This is a genomic window from Streptomyces sp. NPDC022552, from assembly GCF_055561875.1.
The window spans coordinates 1-18,839 of the sequence record NZ_JBVHGJ010000005.1; the positions used below are offsets into that span (position 1 = coordinate 1).

11 protein-coding genes are annotated in these 18,839 nt (G+C 73.7%); 6 read left to right on the top strand and 5 right to left on the bottom strand.

What is annotated here, in order from left to right:
• Positions 1 to 529: 529 nt before the first annotated feature.
• A complete protein-coding gene (locus ACZ3OF_RS15555) occupies positions 530 to 1,096 on the bottom strand; it encodes a MarR family winged helix-turn-helix transcriptional regulator (RefSeq protein ID WP_361670676.1) in 567 nt (188 codons plus the stop codon).
• A 152-nt stretch (positions 1,097 to 1,248) separates the two neighbouring features.
• Here ACZ3OF_RS15555 and ACZ3OF_RS15560 point away from each other — a divergent pair, with 152 nt between their 5' ends.
• Positions 1,249 to 2,526 carry an MFS transporter gene (locus ACZ3OF_RS15560; RefSeq protein ID WP_467305390.1) on the top strand — a complete coding sequence of 426 codons (1,278 nt, stop codon included), beginning with the start codon at positions 1,249 to 1,251 and terminating at the stop codon, positions 2,524 to 2,526.
• Between the two features lie 4 nt (positions 2,527 to 2,530).
• Here the strand turns inward: ACZ3OF_RS15560 and ACZ3OF_RS15565 are convergent, their stop codons facing one another.
• Positions 2,531 to 4,156 carry an ATP-binding SpoIIE family protein phosphatase gene (locus tag ACZ3OF_RS15565; protein ID WP_361670674.1) on the bottom strand — a complete coding sequence of 542 codons (1,626 nt, stop codon included), beginning with the start codon at positions 4,154 to 4,156 and terminating at the stop codon, positions 2,531 to 2,533.
• A gap of 106 nt (positions 4,157 to 4,262) precedes the next feature.
• Positions 4,263 to 5,627 carry an NAD(P)/FAD-dependent oxidoreductase gene (locus ACZ3OF_RS15570; protein ID WP_361670671.1) on the bottom strand — a complete coding sequence of 455 codons (1,365 nt, stop codon included), beginning with the start codon at positions 5,625 to 5,627 and terminating at the stop codon, positions 4,263 to 4,265.
• A gap of 357 nt (positions 5,628 to 5,984) precedes the next feature.
• On the opposite strand from ACZ3OF_RS15570, the gene ACZ3OF_RS15575 reads away from it, so the two are divergent.
• Entirely contained in the window at positions 5,985 to 6,800 is an 816-nt protein-coding gene (locus ACZ3OF_RS15575; RefSeq protein WP_467305392.1) for a TetR/AcrR family transcriptional regulator, read from the top strand.
• 190 nt (positions 6,801 to 6,990) lie between these two features.
• Complete coding sequence (locus tag ACZ3OF_RS15580; RefSeq protein ID WP_467304998.1) at positions 6,991 to 8,979, top strand: sigma-70 family RNA polymerase sigma factor; 1,989 nt, start codon at positions 6,991 to 6,993, stop codon at positions 8,977 to 8,979.
• On the opposite strand, the gene ACZ3OF_RS15585 is transcribed toward ACZ3OF_RS15580, so the two are convergent.
• Together ACZ3OF_RS15585 and ACZ3OF_RS15590 are read right to left on the bottom strand one after the other, a co-directional pair.
• On the bottom strand, positions 8,966 to 12,391 hold the full coding sequence (locus ACZ3OF_RS15585) for an ATP-binding protein (RefSeq protein WP_467305000.1): 3,426 nt from the start codon (positions 12,389 to 12,391) through the stop codon (positions 8,966 to 8,968). The two genes, ACZ3OF_RS15580 and ACZ3OF_RS15585, sit on opposite strands and share 14 nt — an antisense overlap.
• Positions 12,392 to 12,515: 124 nt before the next feature.
• Positions 12,516 to 14,642 carry an asparagine synthase-related protein gene (locus tag ACZ3OF_RS15590; RefSeq protein ID WP_361670662.1) on the bottom strand — a complete coding sequence of 709 codons (2,127 nt, stop codon included), beginning with the start codon at positions 14,640 to 14,642 and terminating at the stop codon, positions 12,516 to 12,518.
• Positions 14,643 to 15,229: 587 nt separating this feature from the next.
• Here ACZ3OF_RS15590 and ACZ3OF_RS15595 point away from each other — a divergent pair.
• From ACZ3OF_RS15595 to trmB, 3 genes are all read left to right on the top strand, one after another.
• Complete coding sequence (locus ACZ3OF_RS15595; RefSeq protein WP_361670660.1) at positions 15,230 to 16,675, top strand: MFS transporter; 1,446 nt, start codon at positions 15,230 to 15,232, stop codon at positions 16,673 to 16,675.
• Between the two features lie 69 nt (positions 16,676 to 16,744).
• Positions 16,745 to 17,941 carry an L-2-hydroxyglutarate oxidase gene (gene lhgO / locus ACZ3OF_RS15600; RefSeq protein ID WP_467305003.1) on the top strand — a complete coding sequence of 399 codons (1,197 nt, stop codon included), beginning with the start codon at positions 16,745 to 16,747 and terminating at the stop codon, positions 17,939 to 17,941.
• A 120-nt stretch (positions 17,942 to 18,061) separates the two neighbouring features.
• The gene (gene trmB, locus ACZ3OF_RS15605) at positions 18,062 to 18,781 is read left to right on the top strand and encodes a tRNA (guanosine(46)-N7)-methyltransferase TrmB (protein WP_361670733.1); all 720 of its coding nucleotides are present in this window, start codon (positions 18,062 to 18,064) and stop codon (positions 18,779 to 18,781) included.
• Positions 18,782 to 18,839 lie beyond the last annotated feature (58 nt).

Consider the following 18,839-nt stretch of genomic DNA (forward strand, 5'->3'; position numbering starts at 1 on the left):
ATCCGAAGATGGACGGGGTATCAACTAATCTGGCGTTGATTTTTGGCACGCTGTTGAGTTCTCAAGGAACGGACGCTTCCTTCGTACTCACCCTCTCGGGCTTTCCTCCGGGCTTTTCCCTTCGGTCTTTCGTGTTTCCAGCTTAGCAGATCCGTTTTCCGTTTCTGCCACCCGCTGGAGCGGGCTGCCGGGCTGTTCTTCGCTTTCGCGTTTCCCTTTCCGGCGGTTCCGACTCTATCAGATCCTTTCGGGCCTGATTCCCAGTCAGCGGGAGTTGTCTTCGCGGCTGTTGGGCCGTTCCGACGCTCAAACTCTAGCGGATTTCCCGGGCGGCTCATAATCGAGCCATTCGAAATGAATTTCGGCATGCCGAAATTCGTCCCGGCTGGGAGATCGTGCTGAGTAGAGGTGCCGCATCAGCGGCGGGAGTGGCTGTCGCAGAACCGTTCCGGCCCCGTGACAACTCGGAGAACACTACGGATACGCCGGGGGCGTGTCAACCCCGGGCCGGTGACGCTCTCGGGCCGGGTCAGTCCAGGTCCGTGAGCCGGCCGCCCGCGTCCGGCTGGGTGTGCTCGACCCTGCGGAGGAGACGGATCAGCATGTCGCCCAAGCCCGTGCGCTCCTCGCCCGTCAGGTCCTGGAGGAGCTCCTCCTCGAAGTCCGTGGCCATGCGCATCGCCTCGAGCCACTTCGAGCGGCCCTCGTCCGTCAGCTCCACGATCACCCGGACGCGGTTGGTCTCGTCGCGGTCGCGGGTGACCAGGCCCTCGCCGGCCATGCGGTCGATGCGGTGGGTCATCGCCGCCGGGGTGAGGCCGAGGCGCTTGGCCAGCTCGCCCGGGCCGAGCCGGTAGGGGGCTCCGGCGAGGACGAGGGTCTTGAGGACCTCCCACTCGGCGTTGCTGATGCCCAGGTCGGCGAGCTGGCGACCGTACGCCACGTTCATGCGACGGTTCAGCCGGCCGAGGGCGGAGACCACCTTCTCGACCTGGGGGTCGAGGTCCCGGTACTCGCGCTGATAGGCCGCGATCTGCTCGTCGAGGGTCGGCTCCTGCGGGGGGCGCGGGCCGGACTGCTCGGGGTTGTCGGACATGCGGGGAGTATCCCACGGCCGCCGTTGGCGTTGAAGTCCTTCCATGTGTATTGTTAAGGATCTAATTTTAGTGTTGAAGTCTTCAGAGCTCAGGCCTACAGGTCTGAAGGCCTGAAGCTCCCTGATCGAAGTGGGTGAGTGTGACCAAGGCGATGGGTGCAGCGATGCGCCGGATCCAGGCGGGCAGCGCGCTGAGCGCGTTCGGACTCGGCTTCACCGTTCCGTACCTCTATGTGTACGTGGCTCAGGTGCGGGACCTGGGCGCGACCACGGCGGGCATCGTGCTCGCCGTCTTCGCCATGGCCGCACTCGTCGTCCTGCCGTTCAGCGGACGCGCCATCGACCGGCGCGGCCCGGCCCCCGTCCTCCTCGTCGCCGCCGTCCTCGCGTCGCTCGGCGCGCTCGGCATGGGGCTCGCGGGCAGCGTGCCCACCGTCGTCGGTTCGGCCGCGCTGCTCGGTGCCGGTACGGCCGTGATGCAGCCGGCGCTCGCGACGTTGATCGTCTGGTGCTCCGACCCGGCCGGCCGGACCCGGTCCTTCGCCATGCAGTTCTTCCTGCAGAACCTCGGGCTCGGTGTCGGCGGTCTGATCGGTGGCCAGCTCGTCGACGAGAGCCGGCCGGGCAGCTTCCTGCTGCTCTTCTCGATCGAAGCGGTCATGTTCCTCGTGCTCGCCGGGATCGTGCTTACCGTCCGGATGCCGGGCTCCCCCGCCCTGCAGGACACCCGGCCGGCCGCCTCCAGGGGCGGCGGTGTCCGGGCACTGCTCGGCCACAAGGCCATGGTGCAGCTGTGCGTCCTGGGCTTCGTGCTGTTCTTCGCCTGCTACGGACAGTTCGAGTCGGGTCTCGCGGCCTACGGCACCGAGGCAGCCGGCATCCAGCCGTCGACGCTCGGGATCGCGCTGGCCGCCAACACGGCCGTCATCGTCGTCGCCCAGTTCGTGGTGCTGCGCTTCGTCGAGCGCCGCCGCCGGTCCCGCGTGATCGCGGCCGTCGGTCTGATCTGGGCCGTGGCGTGGGTGATCGCCGGCTACGCGGGGCTCGGGCACGGCAGCCAGGCGATGGCGACCGCCGCCTTCGTCTCCACGTACGCCCTGTTCGGGCTCGGCGAGGCGATGCTGTCGCCGACCGTGGCGCCGCTGGTCGCCGACCTCGCGCCGGAGTCGGCGGTCGGTCAGTACAACTCGGCGTTCGCGCTGGTCAAGCAGCTCGCGCTGGCCGTCGGTCCGGCCGTGGGCGGGCCCATGGGGGCCGCACTGCACGGGCCGTACATCGTGACCTTCGTGCTCTTCTCGCTCGGGATCACGTTCCTGGCGCTGCGGCTGGGCAGGCAGCTCACGCCGGTGCAGGACCAGCCGTCGCTCGCGACGAAGACCTCCCGGGTCGTGGCCCAGCACGTGCCCGAGAAGGAGAGCGTCTCCGTCTGACGCCCTAGTCGGGCAGGGCGAACTCGCACCAGACCGCCTTGCCGCCCCCCGGCGTACGGCGGCTCCCCCAGGACGAGGCGATCGTCGCGATGATCGAGATCCCGCGGCCCGCCTCGTCCTCCGTCTCCGCCCTGCGGCGGCGCGGCAGATGGTCGTCGCCGTCCGTGACCTCGATGATCAGCCGCCGGTCCGTACGGCGCAGTCTCAGGCGCATGGGCGGGGTGCCGTGCTTGAGGGAATTGGCCACCAGCTCGCTGGTGGCGAGGACCCCGAGGTCGCGCAGCTCGACCGGGAAGCGCCAGCTGGAGAGGACGCCCGAGGCGAAGGCACGCGCGCGGGGCGCCGCCTCCACTCCCCCGAGCAGCTCCAGGGCCGCGTTGTGGAACAGCTCCGCGTCCGGTCCCTTGCGGGACGGGTGCTGGACGACGAGGACGGCGACGTCGTCGTCGTGCTCGGCGGTGACGCCGAGCGAGCGCAGCAGCCGGTCGCAGACCACCTGGGGGGTGCCGAGTGCACCGGACAGGGCGCGCTCCAGTGCGGCGACGCCCTCGTCGATGTCCTCGCGACGGCGTTCGACCAGGCCGTCCGTATAGAGGACAGCGGTCGAGCCGGGCGGCAGGGCGATCGCGCCGGAGGTGTGGAGCCAGCCGCCGGTGCCCAGCGGGGGGCCGGTGGGGTCCTCGGCGCGGCGGACCGTTCCGTCCTCGTCCCTGACGAGGATCGGAAGGTGGCCGGCGGAGGCGTAGACGAGCTTGCCCTCGTTGGGGTCGTGGACCGCGTAGACGCAGGTGGCGATCTGGCTCGCGTCGATCTCGGCGGCGAGGCCGTCGAGGAGCTGGAGCACTTCGTGCGGGGGCAGGTCGAGCCGGGCGTAGGCCCGGACGGCGGTGCGGAGCTGGCCCATGACGGCGGCGGCGCGCACCCCGCGGCCCATCACGTCGCCGATGACCAGTGCGGTGCGTCCCGCCCCCAGGGTGATCACGTCGTACCAGTCGCCGCCGACGGCCGCGTCCGTGCCGCCGGGCTGGTACGTGGCGGCGATGCGCAGGTCGTCGGGCTGCTCCAGCTCCTGCGGGAGCAGGGAGCGCTGGAGGGTGACGGCGGTCTCGCGGTGCCGGCGCTCGCTGGCGCGCAGCCGCTCGGCGGCCTCGGCGTGGTCGGTGACGTCGGCGGCGTGCACGAGGACGCCGCCGCCCTCGAAGCGCGGGGACTCCACCGGCAGGCAGGTGACCGTGTACGAGCCGCCGTCCTGGGTCTTGCGGGACTTGACCGTCCGGGGCTTGCCGCTGCGCAGGACCTGGTCCATCAGCGGCAGCAGGCCCAGCTCGTGGGCCTCGGGGCAGGCGTCGGCGACGGTGGCCCCGGCCGGGCGGGGGCCGAAGGCGGCGGCGTAGGCGTCGTTGACGTAGGCGATGCGGTGCTCGGGGCCGTGCGCGAGCGCGACGAGGCCGGGAAGGCGGCCGATGATCTCCCGTGCGGAGAAGTCCTCCAGTGCGGGGACCTCGTCGGGGAGGGGCTCAGGCTGTTGCTCGTACTCACCGCGGGCCGCGGGCACGGCGCCTTCGGTCCCCCGCGCCGCCGTGCGGCGCTGCGTGCCGGGGAGTCGGGCGCTCCAACGGGTGAAGTTCACGGATCTGTATGCCTCGTGGTTTGTTGGCCGTGCTGAGTCACTCTGTGCAGGTGTGAGCCCACCTATGGTCACACGTCCAGTGTGACCGACCGCACTGACATCGGTGTCAGCCGGGCTTGGGACCGTTCTTGGGGGGCGGGGGCGCGGCGGCGAGTTCGAATTCGGCGCGTGGGTGTTCCAGCGAGCCGAGCGAGACGATCTCCCGCTTGAACAGGCCGGAAAGGGTCCATTCGGCCAGGACGCGGGCCTTCCGGTTGAAGGTCGGGACGCGGCTGAGGTGGTAGGCGCGGTGCATGAACCAGGCGGGATAGCCCTTGAGCTTGCGCCCGTAGACATGGGCCACGCCCTTGTGGAGACCGAGGGAGGCGACCGAGCCCGCGTACGTGTGGGCGTACTCCTTGAGCGGCTGTCCGCGCAGGGCGGCGGCGACGTTCTCGGCCAGCACCTTGGTCTGGCGTACGGCGTGCTGGGCGTTCGGCGCGCACTCCGCTCCGGGCTCGTCCGCCGTGATGTCGGGGACGGCCGCGGCGTCTCCGGCGGCCCAGGCGTGTTCGACGCCTTCGACGGTCAGTCGTGCGGTGCACCTGAGCCGGCCGCGTTCGTTCAGCGGCAGGTCGGTGGAGGAAAGGACCGGCGCGGGCTTCACCCCGGCGGTCCAGACGACGGTCCGGGTCGGGAATCGGGTGCCGTCGCTGAGGACGGCGACGCGGTCCTCGCAGGAGTCGAGCCGGGTCTCCAGACGTACGTCGATGTTGCGGCCGCGCAGCTCGCGGATCGCGTACTGGCCCATCTTCTCGCCGACCTCGGGGAGGATCCGGTTCGACGCCTCGACCAGGACCCACTTCAGGTCCTCCGGCTTGATGTTGTGGTAGTACCGCGCGGTGTAGCGGGCCATGTCCTCCAGCTCGGCGAGCGCCTCCACGCCCGCGTAGCCGCCGCCGACGAAGACGAAGGTGAGGGCGGCGTCGCGCAGGCCGGGGTCGCGGGTGGAGGAGGCGATGTCCATCTGCTCGATGACGTGGTTGCGCAGCCCGATGGCCTCCTCGACGGTCTTGAAGCCGATCGCGTAGTCGGCGAGGCCGGGGACGGGGAGGGTGCGGGAGATCGAGCCGGGCGCGATGACCAGTTCGTCGTAGGTGAGCTCGATGTTCCCGCTGCCCTCCTCCTCGGTGGCGAGGGTGGAGAGCGTCGCGGTCCGCTTGGCGTGGTCGACGGCGTGGACCTCGCCGATGGTGATGCGGCATTTGTCCAGGACGCGGCGGAGCGGGACGACGACATGGCGCGGTGAGATCGAGCCGGCGGCGGCCTCGGGCAGGAACGGCTGGTACGTCATGTACGGCTCGGGCGTGACCACCACGATCTCGACGGAACCGCTTCTGAGCTCGGCCTTGAGCTGCCGCTGCAGGCGCAGCGCGGTGTACATCCCGACGTAGCCACCGCCGACAACGAGAATGCGCGCAGGTTCGGTCACTGTCCCATGACGCAACGCCGTTCGGGGTTTGTCCACAGCCCCGGCAAATTGTGTGACCGGAGGTGCGCGGGGGTGCGGGGTGGCGCACAGGGTGGGTACAGCGGGAACCATGCAGGTCAGAGTGGGCGTGGGGGGTGGCGTGGCAGACCGGAATCGGGAGAGTTCAGGCCCTTGCTCCGATCGGGGGGCGCACCGTACGGAACTCCCCCTTCTGAATTGACCTCGACTCAACTATGTTCGTACCTCGTCGGGGTATTGGATCGCAGCGCATGGACCAGAGCGCTGCACGCAGGTCCGTGGGCCCGTGTCAGGGCGGGGAAGTCTCCGGGGGGAGACATCATGAGCGGGGGAACGCTTATGCACATGCAGGATTCGCGGTGGCAGGCCGTCGTCGGGACCACCGACGGTTCGCTCGACGGACGTCATGCGGGCGTGAGTACGGGTACGGGTACGGGCACAGCGACGGGTGCGGGCACGGGATCGTCGACGGCGATCGGCCGGTCGGCGCCGCTGCGCGTGGACGCGCAGCGGAACCTGGAGCACGTGCTGCGCGCGGCGCGCGAGGTCTTCGGCGAACTCGGTTACGGGGCGCCGATGGAGGACGTGGCGCGGCGCGCCCGGGTCGGGGTGGGCACGGTCTACCGCCGCTTCCCGAGCAAGGACGTGCTGGTGCGCCGGATAGCCGAGGAGGAGACCGCCCGGCTGACCGAGCAGGCGCGCACGGCCCTCGGGCAGGAGGAGGAGCCCTGGTCGGCGCTCTCCCGGTTCCTGCGGACCTCGGTGGCCTCGGGTGCGGGGCGGCTGCTGCCGCCGCAGATCCTGCGGGTGGGCGTGGACGTCGACGACCTGCTGCTGCCCGCGCAGGCCGCGGGCGACGAGGTCCGGGTGCCGCACCAGCGGGGCTTCGCCGACCAGACCGCGCCGCGCGTGGTCGCGCCGCGTGCCGGGTCGGGGGCCGAGCAGGACGACACCGGAGCGGCCGCGCTCCTGGAGGTCGTCGGGCAGCTCGTGGACCGTGCGCGTGAGGCGGGCGAACTGCGGGCGGACGTGACCGTGGCGGACGTTCTGCTCGTCATAGCCACGGCGGCGCCCGCGCTGCCGGACGCGGCGCAGCAGGCGGCGGCCTCGGCACGGCTCCTGGACATTCTCCTGGAGGGCCTGCGCTCGCGGTAGTTCGCGTCCGGAGGTGAAGGACCGGTCCGGGCGGACCGTTCAGCATGGCACGAACATGTGAGCGGTTACGCCCGGATACAGGAAGTCGCCCCGGACGAGTGGTAAGTGGACGCGAGGGTTCAGCGCGTCATCGCTCTGTGGCACGCTTGCCCGGTGTTCGGGTCTGAGCGTGCGTACGGGGGCTTCCGCGATGAGCGGTGACGGTCGGGACGAGCCGCTGGGCAACGGCGGCACCACGGAGACCGGGGACCTTCCCGCCCGCCAGGTGCCCAACCAGGGCGGACCCGGAGGAACTTCCGGCCGACCCGTCCCGGGGCCCTCGGCCGGACCGGCTGGACCCGCTGGACCCGCCGAGCCGACTGTGCCGCAGCAGCGTGAGCACGGGGGGTCGGTGTCCGCTTCGGCCGTGGCCGCCGACACGCACGACACCGTCCTGCCGCCGCCGGTCGAACTGCCGCCCTCCGACGCCGATCTCATCCAGCTGATGCGCGACGGCGACGACAGCGCGTACGAAGAGCTGTTCCGCCGCCACTCCGAGGCGGTGCGCCGCTACGCCCGGACGTGCTGCCGCGACGCGCACACCGCCGACGACCTGACAGCGGAGGTGTTCGCCCGCACGCTCCAGGCGGTACGGGGCGGGGCGGGGCCCGAGCAGGCCGTCCGTGCCTACCTGTTGACCACGGTGCGGCGGGTCGCGGCGAACTGGACACGGACCCAGAGGCGGGAGCATCTGGTCGAGGACTTCGCGGTGTTCGCGGCGCAGGCCGGCCGCACCTCCGAGGTCTCCGACCAGGACACGCTCGACCTCGGCGCCGACGTCCGGGCCATGCACGAGGCCGAACAGTCGCTGGCGATGCAGGCGTTCCGGTCGCTGCCCGAGCGGTGGCAGGCCGTGCTGTGGCACACCACCGTCGAGGAGGAGTCGCCGAGCGAGGTCGCGCCGCTGTTCGGGCTGACCGCCAACGCCACGGCCGTGCTCGCCAGCAGGGCCCGCGAGGGCCTCAAGCAGGCCTACCTCCAGGCGCACGTCAGCCAGTCGCTCACCGCGGGCGGCGACTGCGCCCGCTACGCCGACCGGCTCGGCGCGTACGCGCGCGGGGGCCTGCGGGTGCGGGCCGAACGCGGGCTGCGCAAGCACCTGGAGGAGTGCGTGCAGTGCCGACTCGCCGCCGGTGAGCTGGCCCATGTGAACGCCGGGATCCCCGCTCTGCTGCCGGTCGCCGTCATCGGCTGGTTCGCCGCCGGGTACTCCCTCAAGGCCGCGGGTGTCATGGCCGGCGGGGTCGCGGGCGCCGCCGGTGCCGGGGCGGCCGCCGCCGCGACGGGTGCCGGTTCGTCGAGTTCGGCCGGGGCGTCCTCCGCCGCCGCGGCCGAGGGGCTCGGCGCCCCCGCCAAGGCGGGTATCGCGGCCGCCGTGGCCGTCGCGGCGACCGCCGGTCTGGTGTGGGCACTCTCCGGGGACCCGCAGCCGGTCGCGCGGCCCGAACCCTCGCCACCGGCCGTCGCCCCCCTCGTACCGCCGGAGCCGGCGCCGCCGCAGAAGCCGACCCCGCCGAAGCCCCCGCCGCCGCCCGCCCCGCCGGTCGTCCAGGCACCCGAGCCGACACCGTCGCCGAAGCCGGCACCGAAGCCGTCGGTCGCGCCGGCCCCCGAGCCGACGCCCGAGCCCACCCCGCCGCCGAAGCCGAGCCCCACACCGAAGCCGACCCCGCCGAAGCCCCCGCCGCCACCCGCCCCGCCCGCCGTCTACCAGGTCAACCAGCTGGACTACGGCGTCTTCGGCGACGGCACCAAGCCCGAGGTACGGATCGGCGACAGCAGCTGGATGTGGCAGCGCGACGGCCTGTCGACGGGCGGCACGCGGTACGCGCACGGCGTGAGCGTGCACGCGCCGTCCGCGCTCGTGATCGACCTCAACCGGCAGTGCTCCGGCTATGACGCGCTCGTGGGCATCGACGGCCTGAGCGCGCCGCTCGGTGTGGGCGGCGTGCGCTTCGCCGTCCACGGAGACGGTGAGCGGCTCTGGCGCTCGGAGGTCCTCCGGCCGGGCGACCCCGCCGTTCCGGTCCATGTGGGCCTCACGGGAGTCAGGACGATCCGCCTGGTCGTGGAGGAGCACACCCCGTTCGGCCGGGTCGCGGTCGCGGACTGGGCGCAGTCCCGCATCAGCTGCGCCTGAGCTCCGACTCGTAGGCCTCCACCAGGGCGATCACCTCGTCGAGGGTCAGCGGGGCGCCCTCGGCGTACGCCGTCGCGGTGGCGGCCTCGCCCAGTTCCGCGCGGGCCCGGGTCATCAGGGATTCCGCATCGCGGAGTTCGGGGACCGAGCGGGGCATCGCGGCGCGCCAGGTGTCGACGGCGGCGAGGACCCGGACCGCGAGCGCGAGCGCACCGTCCTGGCGGGCGAGTACGGCCGCCACCGTCTCCCCCAGCTGGGCCGTGATGAAGTCGGCGCAGTGGTCCTGTCGCGTGGCGCGCAGGGCGTCCGCCACCTGCGTCACCGCCGCGGCGCCCCCGCCCTCCTCCGCGGAGACCCGCGCGGAGAGCCCGGTCACGGCCGCGTTGAAGTGTGGCGGCGGACTGCCCATGAGAACCAGCCGTTTCGCCGAGTCCAGGTGCTCGCGGGCGGACCGTACGTCGCCTCGCTGGAGGGCGATCGCGGTCCTCATGAACCGTACGAACGGCTCCGTGTCCTTGACGTGATGGCGGGCGGCCTCCGACTCGGCCTCGTCCAGGCCCCTCTCGGCGCCTGCCACGTCACCGGAGCGGTAGGCGAGTTCGGCGAGGCGGGCGATCAGGAACGGGGCCTCGGCGTGCGCGCCGACCTCGCGGGCGAGGCCGAGGGCCTCCTCGTACGCCACCGCCGCCTCCGCCTGCCGGCCCCGCATCATGTGCGCTTCGCCGGCCGCGCTCGCCACCTGCGCCCGCATCCAGCGGTCGCCGACCCGGCGGGACAGGACGAGCAGTTCGGCGAGGTCCTCGTCGACGCCCTGCAACTCGCCGGGCATGTCGATCACCAGATGCGTACGGAACATCAGGATGACACCGATCTCCCACTCGCCGCCGTGGCGCCGGCAGTTCTCGACGGCGGTGTCGAGCATCGCGCGGATGACGGTGTGGTCCTCCGTGACGTACGCGGTGAAGGGCCACAGGAACCCGGGAAAGTCGGCCGACGGGGGCCCCGGCCGCTCGCCGAAGGCGTCACGCACCCGTCGTACCAGCGCGATGGCCTCGGCGTCGTCGCGCAGGTCGGCGACGCTGCGGTTCTCGACGGCGAGGAAGAAGGACAGCATGCGCAGCCGCATACGGGGCCAGTAGCGGGGGTCTTCGGGATCGTCGGGGTCCTCGCCCAGGCCGAGTGTGCGCTCGGTCCAGATCAGGCCCTCGGGGCGGTAGTTGCGCAGCCACCAGAACCAGCCCATCGCGAAGACGAGCCGGTGGGCGGCGGTCTCGTCGGGGACCGTGACGATCGTGCGGTGGAGGGCGGCGCGGATGTTGTCGAGGTCGGTCTCGATCCGCCGGATCCAGGGGAGCTGCTCACCGGAGCGCAGCAGGGGCTCGGCCCGCTCGGCGAGGTCCGTGAAGTACGCGGTGTGGGCCGCCTCGGCGGCGGCGCGCAGGTCGGGGCGCTCGGCGGCCCGCTCCGTGGCGTACTCGTGGATGGTCTCCAGGAGCCGGTAGCGCATCTCCCCGTCGTCGGCGGGGGTGGCGACGACCAGGGACTTGTCGACGAGCGCGCCGAGCACGTCGGCGGCGTTCGGGGCGAGCGCGACGGCGACGGCCTCGGCGGCGGCAAGGTCCCAGCCGCCGGCGAAGACGGAGACCTGGCGCAGCAGGGTGCGCTCGTCGGCGTCGAGGAGGTCCCAGGACCAGTCGACGACGGCGCGGAGGGTCTGCTGGCGGGGCAGGACGGTGCGGCTGCCGGTGGTGAGGAGGCGGAAGCGGTCGTCGAGCCGGTCGGCGATCTGCCGCGGGGTGAGCAGCCGCAGCCGGGCCGCGGCCAGTTCGATGGCGAGGGGGAGGCCGTCGAGGCGGCGGCAGATCTCCTCCACGGCACCGAGGCCGCCGCAGGTGTCGTCGAGGCCGAAGTCGGGGCGTACGGCGCGGGCGCGTTCGGCGAAGAGGCGGTGGGCCGGGTCGGGCGGAAGGGGTTCGACGGGGCGGACCGTTTCGCCGGGGACGCCGAGGGGCTCGCGGCTGGTGGCGAGGACGCGCAGGTGGGGGCAGTGGGTGAGGAGGGTCTCGGCCAGGGCGGCGGCGGCGTCGACGACGTGCTCGCAGTTGTCGAGGACGAGGAGGAGGGGGCGGGGCGCGAGGTGTTCGACGAGACGGTCGGTGGGGTCGTCGTGGAGGGGCTGCCCCTCGCGGGTGATCAGGTGGGTCTCACGGAGCCGGAGGGCGGAGAGGACGGCTCCGGGCACGGCGGTGGGATCGTCGAGCGGCGCGAGTTCGACGAGCCAGGCGGCCAGGGGGGTGTCGGTCTCCGCCGGGGCCGGGGCGGCCGTCGGCATCGGATGACCGGAGGCCGTCGGAGCCGAGACCCCCGGGGCCGTCGGGGCCGTCGGGGCCGTCGGGGCCGTCGGGGCCGTAGGGGTCCCCGAGACCGTCGGGACCGTCGGGGGCGTCGGAGCCGGGACCGTCGGGGGCCTCGGGGCTGTCGGAGCCGGGGCCGGGGTCGTCGGCGGGGTCCGGTCCTGGAGGGCGAGGGCGACCTCCTCGGCGAGGCGGGTCTTGCCGGAACCGCCCGGGCCGGTGAGCGTGACGAGCCGGGAACGGCCGAGGTCGGCGCGGAGGGCGGCGAGTTCGGGTTCACGGCCGACGAAGGAGGTCAGGCGGGGGCGGATGTTCCCGGTCTCGCGCGGGGGCAGGGGTTCGGCCGGGCGGAGCAGTTCCCGGTGGAGCGCGGCGAGTTCGGCGCCCGGGTCGGCGCCCAGGCCCTCGGCCAGCGTGCGGCGGGCGTCCTCGTACGCCGCTAGGGCGTCGGCCTGTCGGCCCTCGGCCCGCAGGGCGCGGACGAGTTGGGCGCGGAAGCCCTCGTCGTACGGGTACGCGCCGGTGAGCTCGGACAGCTCCGGTACGAGTCCGTCGACGGCGCCGCGCCTCAGGTCGGCCTCGACGCGCTGCCGTACGGCGGCGAGCCGCTGCGCCTCGGGGCGCACGCGCGCGTGGGCGGGCAGGTCGGCGAGCGCGGGGCCGCGGAAGAGGGCGAGGGCGGTGCGGAGGAGTGCGGCCGCGCTCTCGGGGTCGCCGGCGTCGAGGCGGGCGCCGGCGTCCCGGACGTGGCCCTCGAAGACGTACAGGTCGATGTCGTCCGGTCGCGCGGCGAGGCGGTAGCCGGGGCCTGGCAGGGACTCGACGGCCTCCTTGCCCAGCACGCGGCGCAGCCGCCCGACGAGGGCCTGGAGGGCGGCGGGGGCGTCGTGCGGGGGCTCGTCGCCGTACACGTCGTCGACGAGTTCGGGGACGGTAACGGCCCGCCCGGCGCGCGAGGCGAGCGCGGCGAGCAGCGCGCGCAGCCGGGCTCCGCCCAGGGGGAGGGGCGTGCCGCCGGGGTCGAGCGCGAGGGTGGAGCCGAGGATCAGATACCGCACGCGCGCCATTGTCCCCGGGGGTGCCCCGGGACGCCTCGGGGTTTCTCCGGAGGGTCGGCGGCCGAGGAGGGGGCCGGCGGACATTCACCCGAACGCGCGTTCCGTTCCGCTGCGCCGGCCTCCCTCACGCCGGCAGGGAGCGCCTGCTCTCCGGGATCAGCGGGCCCACCACCGCCGCGCGACGGCGCGGGGCCGCCGTGCCCGTCCAGCAGGTGCCGCGGCGGGCGAGGAGGCGGTGGAGCCAGAGTTCGGTGGAGACCAGGTCGGCGAGGCCGTCCAGGGGGACCGGGTCGCCGTCGGCGGCCGCGTGGAGGGCCTTGCGGACCACGCGGGCCTCGATCAGGCCCGCGTCCGCGAGGAGCGGGGCGTCGAAGAGGGCCATCAGGTGCGGGAGCGCGGCGCGCAGGCCCGCGCGGGTGGCCGCGGCCGGGACCGCGGGGTTCGGCGAACCCCAGCCCGGCGGGAGGTCGTGGATGCCCGCGCCCGCGAGGACCGTGCGCAGGACCAGGGCCCGGGCGCCCGGCTGGACCCGGAGCGATTCGGGGAGGTCACGGGAGGCGCGTACGACCTGGTTGTCCAGGAACGGGGCGTGCAGCCGCTGGCCGCGGATCTCGGCCGCCTGTTCCAGGATCCGGTGGTCGGCCGCCGCGCGGGCGAGCGCCGCACGCGCGCGTGCCTCCCCCGGCCGCTGCACCGATGTCGGCAGCGTCGCCGCCCGGGTCAGGCGAACCGATACTTCAGCCAGCGCCTCGCCCGTCAGCCACCGGGCCGCCGGGCCCGGACGCGACCAGGTCAGCGCGGACAGGGACGCCTCCACGGGGCCGACGAAGGACCCCGGCCCCGGCCGGTTCGCCTCGAGGAGCCGCGTCGCCGCCTCCTCGATGCCGGAGCGGTACGGGGTACGGGCGAGGCGGCGCGCCGCGCGGTAGACCGTCAGCGGGACGAGCAGCGAACCCGCCGACGGGCCCGTGGCCTTGGCGAGCGCGGTCACCGGGCGCAGCAGCGATCTGCGCCGCCGGTCCATCAGCAGATCGGCGAGGCGCGCCGGGTGCGCGTCCAGGACCTGCCGGGCCCCCAGGCCCGTGAAGTGGTCCGCGCTGCCGCCCGCGAGCCGCCGCCGGTGCCTGTCGGCGACGACCAGGGAAGGGCCGGGCTCGTCGGTCAGCGGCCCGTCCAGCTCCGCGTACGGCAGGGCCTCCTCGCCCGCCGCCACGACCACATGGTGCAGCCGGGGGTTCGCCGCGATCGCCCGGGCCCGCTCCAGCTCGTCCTCGCGGTCCGGACCGCCCGGCGCGGTGAGGTCGTTGAAGGTGACGGCGAGCAGCCGCTCCCCCGCGCCCGTGCCGTGCCCGAGGATCGTCCCGGGCACCCCCGGCAGACCGGCCGCGAGCAGCGCGAGCGTTCCGGAGGCGCTGCCGCCCGACAGGTCCGCGCCGATACCGGGCGCCGGACCGCCGCCCCGGGCCGCCCTCCGCTCGGCCGGCCCCATGCCGGGCACGGGGCCCGGGTCCGGAAGGGGCGACTCCGGTGCGTGCCGGGGCGCGGTGAGCCGGGCCCGTACCGCGTCGATCAGCGCGTCCCGTACACCCTCCACCGCCCGGCGCGGCTCGACCTCGGCCGCGGCGACGGCGAGGGAGGCCACCGCTTCGTAGCCGGTGATCTCGCGCGAACCCTCGCGCAGGATCAGCGCGTGCCCGGGCGGCACCCGCTTCACCCCTTCGTACGGGGTGGAGTCGCGCAGCGCCTCGGGGGTCTCCGGGCAGGCGAGCAGCGCCGCCAGATGCCCGATGTCGAGCTGGGCCTCGATGAGGTCCGCGAGGGGCAGGGCGGCCGTCGCGTACGCCGTGCCGCCCGCCCATGGGGTGTGGAACACCGGCCGCGCGCCCGCCAGATCACCGGTCACGGTGATCCGGCGGCCGACCTGCACCACGGCCGTGTAGCTGCCGGCCCAGGCGGTGAGATGGCGCAGCGCGCCCCCGCGCGCGGTGAGCAGCCCGACCCTCAGCTCCTCGTCGCTCGCGGCGCAACATCCCAGTACGGCAAGGCGGGTGTGCCCGTCGATGGCGATCACGCGGACCTCGTCGGGGCGCCAGTCGCCGACCGCCCACAGCGGGTCGGGGTCACCCCACAGCAGCTGCGCGCCCACCGGGTGCACCGTGCGCCCCTCGGCTGTCGGGCTGCCCACGGCACCGGCCGTACCTGTCGGCCCGAAGCTCGCGGCGACACTGCTCCAGCCCACCAGCCATCGCATCGGCGCCTCCACGTCTGTTCAGTGGAGGAACATGCTGCCACGACAACAGCGCGCGGAGGGGGCTCCGGGGTCGCGCGCGCAAACGCGAATGCGCCCCTGGCATGGGCCAGTTGCCACTGCCTCGCCGACCGTCGTCATTCGGCCATTCTCGATGGCGCGGACACGGCGCCATGGATCTTCGGCAGTCCGGGAGGCGCGCTTCGCCTCCCGGAACCGTCCGCCGCCCGCGGGGAATGGGGCGACGGAATCCCCCAGCCCACCGGTCCACAGCCGGGTGGGCCGACCCACGCAGAACTCATGGAAGCGCTCCCCCGCCGACCGGGCGAGAGCGCACGGCCGGGCGCACGGCCACACGCCCGGGGCACGCGCCCCGTGGCGCTCCGCGGGCGCCGCGCGAGCGCCGTCCGGCGCCGCACCGGCCGACGCCGCTACGCCATCTGTCGGCCATCCGTCTGTTCCCACAACAATCCCGCCATACGGAACTCCGCCCCTTAACGGTCGGGATGCGGCGAACTACGCTGTGTTTACGAATGCCGCACGCCTATGCCCGGCGTCGTGGCGGCCGTCTGGGGTCGAGGGGTGGCGTCATGTCCAGGGAGCAACGCGGGCCGAACGAAAAGCTCGGCACGGTTCTCGCCCTCGCGGGAATCAGCAACGCCGGCCTCGCCCGGCGCGTCAACGACCTCGGCGCGCAGCGCGGTCTGACGCTTCGGTACGACAAGACGTCGGTGGCCCGCTGGGTGTCGAAGGGCATGGTGCCGCAGGGCGCGGCGCCGCATCTGATCGCCGCCGCGATCGGCCAGAAGCTCGGCCGCCCGGTGCCGCTGCACGAGATCGGGCTCGCGGACGCCGACCCCGCACCCGAGGTGGGGCTCGCCTTCCCGCGCGACGTGGGCGAGGCGGTCCGTTCGGCCACCGAGCTCTACCGACTGGATCTCGCCGGCCGCCGGGCCGGCGGCGGCGGAATCTGGCAGTCCCTGGCCGGATCGTTCGCGGTGAGCGCCTACGCGACGCCCGCCTCCCGCTGGCTGATAACGCCCGCCGACTCCTCCGTGGAGCGGCTGGTCGGGCCCGTCGAAGGACCGGCCGCCGAGGGGCCCGAGACCGGCCCCCACGCGCGCGTGGGCCACAGCGATGTCGCCAAGCTCCGTGAGGCGGCCGAGGACGCGCGCCGCTGGGACTCCAAGTACGGTGGCGGAGACTGGCGTTCCTCGATGGTCCCCGAGTGCTTACGCGTCGACGCGGCCCCGCTGCTGCTCGGCTCGTACTCGGACGAGGTCGGCCGGGCCCTGTTCGGCGCGACCTCCGAGCTGACCCGGCTGGCCGGCTGGATGGCCTTCGACACCGGCCAGCAGGAGGCCGCCCAGCGGTACTACATCCAGGCGCTGCGCCTGGCCCGGGCCGCCGCCGACGTGCCCCTGGGCGGCTACGTCCTCGCCTCCATGTCGCTCCAGGCCACCTACCGGGGCTTCGCCGACGAGGGCGTGGACCTCGCCCAGGCCGCCCTGGAGCGCAACCGCGGGCTCGCCACCGCCCGCACCATGTCCTTCTTCCGGCTCGTCGAGGCCCGGGCGCACGCGAAGGCCAACGACGGAACCGCCGCGGCGGCCGCCCTGAAGGCGGCCGAGGGCTGGCTGGAGCGCTCGCGGGAGGGCGACGCCGACCCGTCGTGGCTGGGCTTCTACTCGTACGACCGGTTCTGCGCGGACGCCGCCGAGTGCTACCGGGACCTGAAGGCGCCGCGCCAGGTCCGCCGCTTCACCGAGCAGGCGCTGTCCCGGCCGACGGAGGAGTTCGTCCGCTCCCACGGGCTGCGGCTCGTGGTCTCGGCGGTCGCGGAGCTGGAATCGGGCAATCTGGACGCGGCCTGCGCGGCCGGCACGCGCGCGGTGGAGGTCGCGGGCCGCATCTCGTCCGCCCGCACCACCGAGTACGTACGGGATCTTCTGCACCGCCTCGAACCGTACGGGGACGAGCCGAGGGTCATGGAGCTGCGGGAGCGGGCCCGGCCCCTGCTGATGGCCCCGGCGTGAGGCGTGTCCCACGGGGTTTAGCGCCTTTGTCAGTGGGCCAGTGCACTATCGGGGTGGGAGGTGGTGCAGGTGTCCACGCACGACGTCGACTGCGACGTGCTCGTGATCGGCGGCGGGATCGTCGGTCTGTCGACGGCGTACGCCCTGACCCGCGCCGCGCCCGGCACCCGCGTCACTGTCCTGGAGAAGGAGCACGGCCCGGCCCGCCACCAGACCGGGCGGAACAGCGGAGTGATCCATAGCGGGATCTACTACCGGCCGGGCTCGCTGAAGGCGCGGTTCGCCGTCACGGGCGCGGCCGAGATGGTCAAGTTCTGCGCGGAGTACGGCCTGCCCCACGAGGTCACCGGCAAGCTGATCGTCGCCACCGGGCGCGACGAGCTGCCCCGGCTCCACGCGCTCGTGCAGCGCGGCCGGGAGAACGGCATCCCCGTGCGGGAGCTGGGGCCCGCCCAGATCGCCGCGTACGAACCGAGCGTGCGGGGCCTCGCCGCGATCCATGTCGGCACGACGGGGATCTGCGACTACGGGGCGGTGGCGGCCCAGCTCGCCGACGCCTCCGGCGCCCGGATCCTGTACGGCTCCGAGGTCACCGCCGTCGACCGTCGGCCCTGGGGCGTCGCGGTCCGCACGGCGGCCGGGACGGTGGTGCGCGGACGGGTCCTGGTGAACTGCGCCGGGCTGCACTGCGACCGCGTGGCGCTGCTCGCCGGAGACGAACCGGGCATGCGGATCGTGCCCTTCCGGGGCGAGTACTACGAGCTGGCGGACCCCTCGCTGATCCGTGGCCTGGTCTATCCGGTGCCGGACCCGGCCTTCCCTTTCCTCGGGGTCCATCTGACCCGTGGCGTCGACGGCGGTGTGCACGTGGGGCCGAACGCGGTGCCGGCGCTGGCGCGGGAGGGATACGACTGGTCGGTCGTCCGGCCCGGCGAGCTGGCGGGGACGCTGGCGTGGCCCGGGTCGTGGCAGATCGCGCGCGACCACTGGCGGTACGGAGCGGGTGAGCTGCGCCGGTCGCTGTCGAAGCGGGCCTTCACCGAGGCGGTGCGCCGACTGCTCCCGTCGGTGGAGGAAACGGATCTGCGCCGGGCCCCGGCGGGGGTGCGGGCCCAGGCGGTGCTGCGGGACGGGACGCTGGTGGACGACTTCCTGATCCGCGAGGCGCCGCGGACGGTCCACGTCCTGAACGCGCCGAGCCCGGCGGCGACGGCGTCCCTGCCGATCGGCCGCGAGGTGGCCCGCCGGGCCCTGGCTCTGCTGTAGCCCCCCACCGGGACGGGAGGGGGCACCCCGGCCCCGGCACGTAGAATTGGACGCATTGTGTCTGAGACCCGTGAAACCGTCGCCCGTACCGAGCCCGCCGTCGCCCGGCGGGGCAGTCGGATGTTCGCCCCCGGGGAAGGGCCGCTGCCCGATCCCGCCGGGTCGCACCACGAGCGGCGGATCCGCAGCTTCCAGCCCCGCCGCAGCCGCGTCACCGCCGGTCAGGCCGAGGCGATGCTGAGGCGCTGGCCCGACTGGGGTCTCGACATCGACGGCAAGCGGATCCTCGATCTGAACGAGATGTTCGGCGGCCTTCCCGTCGTCCTGGAGATCGGCTTCGGCATGGGCGAGGCCACGGCTCGGATGGCCGCCGCCGACCCCGGCACCGGCATCCTCGCCGTCGACGTCCACACCCCCGGCCAGGGCAACCTCCTCGGTCTCGCCGACCGGGGCGGCATGGAGAACGTCCGGGTCGCCAACGGCGACGCGATCATCCTGCTCCGCGAGATGCTCGCCTCCGACGCCCTCGACGGCTGCCGCGTCTACTTCCCGGACCCCTGGCCCAAGAAGCGCCACCACAAGCGGCGGCTGATCCAGCCCGAGTTCCTCACGCTGCTCGCGACGCGGATGAAGCCCGGCGCCGTCCTGCACTGCGCCACGGACTGGGAGGAGTACGCCGAGCAGATGCTCGAGGTGCTCTCCGCCCACCCCGACTTCGAGAACACCCAGCCCGGCGGCGGCTACGCGCCCCGCCCGGCCTTCCGCCCCCTCACCCGTTTCGAGGGACAGGGCCTGGACAAGGGCCACGTCGTGCACGACCTGCTTTTCCACAGGAAATAGTGCCACTTCTCCACAGGAAACGGCCGAAGACGGAGAACCCCGTCGCGGGTGTCGGTCC

Coding starts and splice junctions, on each gene's coding strand:
- ACZ3OF_RS15590 (WP_361670662.1), bottom strand. CDS start 14,642: ATGCGATGGCTGGTGGGCTGGAGCAGTGTCGCCGCGAGCTTCGGGCCG.
- ACZ3OF_RS15575 (WP_467305392.1), top strand. CDS start 5,985: ATGCACATGCAGGATTCGCGGTGGCAGGCCGTCGTCGGGACCACCGAC.
- ACZ3OF_RS15580 (WP_467304998.1), top strand. CDS start 6,991: ATGAGCGGTGACGGTCGGGACGAGCCGCTGGGCAACGGCGGCACCACG.
- ACZ3OF_RS15560 (WP_467305390.1), top strand. CDS start 1,249: ATGGGTGCAGCGATGCGCCGGATCCAGGCGGGCAGCGCGCTGAGCGCG.
- ACZ3OF_RS15555 (WP_361670676.1), bottom strand. CDS start 1,096: ATGTCCGACAACCCCGAGCAGTCCGGCCCGCGCCCCCCGCAGGAGCCG.
- trmB (WP_361670733.1), top strand. CDS start 18,062: ATGTTCGCCCCCGGGGAAGGGCCGCTGCCCGATCCCGCCGGGTCGCAC.
- ACZ3OF_RS15595 (WP_361670660.1), top strand. CDS start 15,230: ATGTCCAGGGAGCAACGCGGGCCGAACGAAAAGCTCGGCACGGTTCTC.